The following is a 3,491-nucleotide window of genomic DNA, read 5'->3' as shown; positions in this document are numbered from 1 at the left end:
GTGGTGGGGGGGGGTGGTTCCACGCCCCCATCCCCGCGGTTCTTGGACGCCTGCGGGGCTTCTTCGGTTCTGGCGGCGGGAGGTTGTACGCGGTGACCCCGTACTGCGTGCCCACCGCTCGGTTGAGGCGGTTGTTGGGCCGCCTCAGTTCTACTTCGACCTGGCCGACGGGGTCCTTGAGCAGATCACATCGGCCCGCTGTAGGAGAGGATCACAGCGGGGTCGTTCATGTACTTGTCCGCCATGGCGGTGGCTTGCTCCTCCGTCAGGTCCGGGAAGCGCCGGAAGGATTCGTCCTGCCAGTACACCTCGCACTTGTAGGTCTTCGGCGAGGGAGAACTCGCCTGGTTGTTGCCCATCTCTCAACCTCGATTTCTCTGCGTTGTGTCGGCCCCACTTGATGTGAGGGCCCTCCGTAACAGTTCCAGGTGGGGCTCCTTCCGCCAACTCAGCGGACGCCCCGCGCGCCGCTAGTGTTCTGCGTCTGAAATCTGTTGTGTAAATCTATGCTGGGCCGATGGCGAGGACTGGGCGGCCGAAGACTCCGTTTTCCGTGACCGGGGCCGAGCGGGCGGAGTTGGAGCGCGGGGCTCGGGCGGCGACCCCGACGCAGGCGTATGCGTTGCGGTGCCGGATCGTGCTGGCATGTGCGCGGCCGGGGGCGTTCCATACGCATGTGGCTGCTGAGCTGGGCGTCTCGCCGCCGACGGTGGTCAAGTGGCGCCGCCGTTTCATCGAGCATGGCCTGGCCGGGCTGTCCGATGAGCCCCGCCCCGGTCGGCCGCCCTCGATCCTGCTGGACAAGGTCCAGGAGGTGGTCACGCTGACGTTGGAGCAGACCCCGCCGGGCGCCACACACTGGTCCAGGGCCTCGATGGCCGAGCGCACCGGGCTGTCACGTTCGACGATCGGGCGGATCTGGCGCCGGTTCGACCTCAAGCCGCACCGGGCCGACACCTTCAAGATCTCCACCGACCCGCTGTTCGTGGAGAAGGTCGTGGACGTGGTCGGGCTCTACCACCACCCGCCCGAGCGGGCCGTGGTCCTGTGCGTGGACGAGAAATCGCAGATGCAGGCCCTCGACAGGTCGCAGCCGGTGCTGCCGATGATGCCGGGCATGCCCGAGCGGCGCACCCACGACTACGCCCGGCACGGGACCACCAGCCTGTTCGCCGCCTTCAACATCGCCGACGGCACCGTCATCACCGAACCGCGCCGCCGGCACCGCGCCACCGAGTTCAAAAAGTTCCTGGCCGCGATCGACAAGGCCGTCCCGGCCGGCCTGGAGGTGCACCTGGTCTGCGACAACCTGGCCACCCACAAGACACCGCTCGTGCACGACTGGCTGGCCCGCCACCCCCGCTTCCACGTGCACTTCACCCCCACCGGATCGTCCTGGCTCAACCAGGTCGAACGCTGGTCCGCCTACCTCACCGCCCAACTCACCCAACGCGGCGCCCACAAAAGCGCCCAAGCCCTCGAAGCCGACATCCGCGCCTGGGTCCAGCACTGGAACACCAACCCCAAACCATTCGTCTGGACCAAAACCGCCGAAGAAACCCTCGACTCCCTCGCCCGATATCCACAACGGATTTCAGGAGTCCAGTGGGTCACTTCCACTGGAGTGGTGTAAGAGTTGATCTACGCGTGCTCCCTGTTTCTGCAGGTTAAGCGGTGAGTTCCTGCTGGTCGATCAGAGCCTACGACTCCGCCGCCCTACGGCACTGGCTCCGCCGGCGAGACGTCATCCCGCGCATCGCACGCCGAGGCATCCACTCCTGCGAGCGGCACGACCGCCACCGGTGAAAGACCGAGCGCACACTCGCCTGACTGCTGGGCCATCGGCACCTGACCATCCGCAACCAACACCACGACCACCTGCTCGCCGCCCTCCCGACCCTCACTGCAGCCCTCATCCACTACAAGCACCCGGCCCAGAACACCACGCAGAACAGACACTTAGCGAGATCGGATGTCTGAGCCCAGCCGGAAGCAAATCGAGTGGGCTCAGGGGTCATGGGGTCCTGGTGCTCGCGTTCGTTGTTTCGGCAACGCCGGATTGGGCGTCCTGCAGACGTCCCCGGGACGCGCTGAGGCGTCCTCTGGCGGCTCGGGACGTCCTAGCGCCTCGGGCCCCGTTAGCGGCATACGCGGGTCCTGAGGGCGTCCTAGGACCTGTCCGGTAGATCTTGGTGTTTGGCTGAGGGTGATCTTTGGGTGTGGGTTGATGGTGTGTCGTGGTGCGACGGCATGAGTTGACCGATGCGGCGTGGCGGCGGATCGAGCCGCTTTTGCCCGCGCAGCCCGCTCGGGGCGGCCGGTGGGCCGATCACCGCACGGTGCTGAACGGGGTCTTGTGGAAGCTGGCCACCGGTGCTCCGTGGCGGGACCTGCCGGAGCGGTACGGCAACTGGAAGACCGTCTATGAGCGGTACCGGCGGTGGGCCGCCGACGGCACCTTCGACCGCATCCTCACCCGCGTGCAGGTCCACGACGACTCGGTCGGGCTGATCGACTGGACCGTCAGCGTCGATTCCACCATCGTGCGTGCTCACCAGCACGCCGCCGGAGCCCGCAAAAAGGGGAACCGGGTGGGACGAACCGGGCATCGGGGAGCAGTCAGGCGCTCGGGCGGTCACGGGGCGGCCTGACCACCAAGATCCACCTGGCGGTCGACGGACGCGGCCTGCCGCTGTCGGTCGTGCTCACGCCCGGCAGTGTCAACGACTGCACCGCCTTCGGGCAGGTCCTGGCCGCGATCGCAGTGCCGCGGCCCGGTTCGGGTCGTCCTCGGTGCCGGCCCGATCGGGTAATCGCCGACAAGGCCTACAGCTCGGCCGCGATCCGCTGGTCACTGCGGTGCCGCGGGATCGGGGCCACCATCCCCGAACGCGCCGACCAGCGGGCCGGACGCGCCCGTCGCGGCTCACGCGGCGGGCGCCCACCGGTCTTCGACCCGGTCCTCTACAAGCGCCGCAACGTCGTCGAACACTGCATCGGCCGCCTCAAGCAATGGCGCGGCATCGCCACCCGCTTCGACAAACTCGCCGGCAACTACCAGGCAGCCATCGTCCTGGTCACCGCACTGCTCTGGATCAACACATGATCCACCGGACACCCCCTAGCGCCTAGCGGCGCCGTCGCGGGCTAACGAAGCTCATCGGGCGCACCCGCTCCTGGCCTGTCCTCCTGGGCTTGCTGTGCGTGCGCGGCGATACAGGAACGGCACGGTTGTGGATTGGCCACCGCGCTAGGCGCGGGCGGTAACGCAACGAAAAGGAGGTCGACGTGGCAACTCACGTCCGCAAGCGCAAGAACAATAAGTGGTGGGTGATGGAGCGCGGCACCAACAAGATCGTCTCTGGGCCGCGTACGACACCAAGGCAGAGGCCGAGAAGGCGAACCGCTAGGGGGCGCTGGGCTGTGCCCCTCTGAAACCAGGTAAAAAGGGGTGGATACCCGCACAATCCTGGGGGTAGTGGAGGGTGCGG

3 protein-coding genes are annotated in these 3,491 nt (G+C 67.2%); 2 read left to right on the top strand and 1 reads right to left on the bottom strand.

Going from position 1 to position 3,491, the window contains the following annotated elements:
* Positions 1-185: 185 nt before the first annotated feature.
* Complete coding sequence (locus tag AB0C84_RS45545; protein WP_361079031.1) at positions 186-359, bottom strand: hypothetical protein; 174 nt, start codon at positions 357-359, stop codon at positions 186-188.
* Positions 360-517: 158 nt separating this feature from the next.
* On the opposite strand from AB0C84_RS45545, the gene AB0C84_RS45540 reads away from it, so the two are divergent.
* Positions 518-1,633: an IS630 family transposase gene (locus AB0C84_RS45540; protein ID WP_361079028.1), complete on the top strand. Its 1,116-nt coding sequence runs from the start codon at positions 518-520 to the stop codon at positions 1,631-1,633.
* A gap of 607 nt (positions 1,634-2,240) precedes the next feature.
* A protein-coding gene (locus tag AB0C84_RS45535) for an IS5 family transposase (protein WP_361079034.1) occupies positions 2,241-3,106 on the top strand; the annotation gives its coding sequence in 2 pieces (ribosomal slippage) (positions 2,241-2,589 and positions 2,589-3,106; 867 coding nt in all).
* The last annotated feature ends 385 nt before the right edge of the window (positions 3,107-3,491 follow it).

It is taken from the genome of Actinomadura sp. NPDC048955, from assembly GCF_040649435.1.
Classification (GTDB): domain Bacteria; phylum Actinomycetota; class Actinomycetes; order Streptosporangiales; family Streptosporangiaceae; genus Spirillospora; species Spirillospora luteofluorescens.
The sequence above is the reverse complement of the archived record's forward strand: the minus strand, read 5'-3'. Positions and strand labels throughout refer to the sequence as shown.